We start from the raw sequence: 418 nt of genomic DNA, 5'->3' as shown, positions 1-418 counted from the left end.
CATCAGTAACGGTATTTTTATACAGGGTACCGGGAGCATACAATACTGCAGGAGATAAAGCGACACTGCTTTTGGTGGCGCCGTTTTCCCAGGTAGTGGAGGTGATATGCTGATACACTTCATTAAGAACATTGGTTTCATAACCGAATTTAACAGGTTTGGTACTCCAATCATTACCTACCTGAATCTGTTGTTGAATTCTATCCAATGGAGAGTTTTCCAATATTTTCTCGGAATAGATCTTTTCAGCCCCATAAGGGGTATTGATGGCATTACCTAATGGATTGGGAACAATAGCTCCATTCAGCGTTCTGATTGGGGAACGGGTAGATAATCTTTAACCTGTCTTCCGAACGGATCATATTCAATGTGAGTGACCACATCTTTTCCCTGAGGGGATGCTTTTACATTAACCACC

General features: G+C 41.9%; 2 protein-coding genes. Both read right to left on the bottom strand.

Annotated elements, in window-relative coordinates:
- On the bottom strand, positions 1–208 hold a 208-nt coding region (locus BOQ64_RS23470), incomplete at its 3' end, for a hypothetical protein (protein WP_185147096.1).
- 95 nt (positions 209–303) lie between these two features.
- Positions 304–381, bottom strand: a complete 78-nt coding sequence (locus tag BOQ64_RS24285; protein ID WP_262708793.1) for a DUF6443 domain-containing protein — start codon at positions 379–381, stop codon at positions 304–306.
- Positions 382–418: the final 37 nt, after the last annotated feature.

The organism is Chryseobacterium sp. CH25 (genome assembly GCF_004119455.1).
Classification (GTDB): Bacteria; Bacteroidota; Bacteroidia; order Flavobacteriales; family Weeksellaceae; genus Chryseobacterium.
This window is presented reverse-complemented; position numbering and strand designations above follow the sequence as displayed.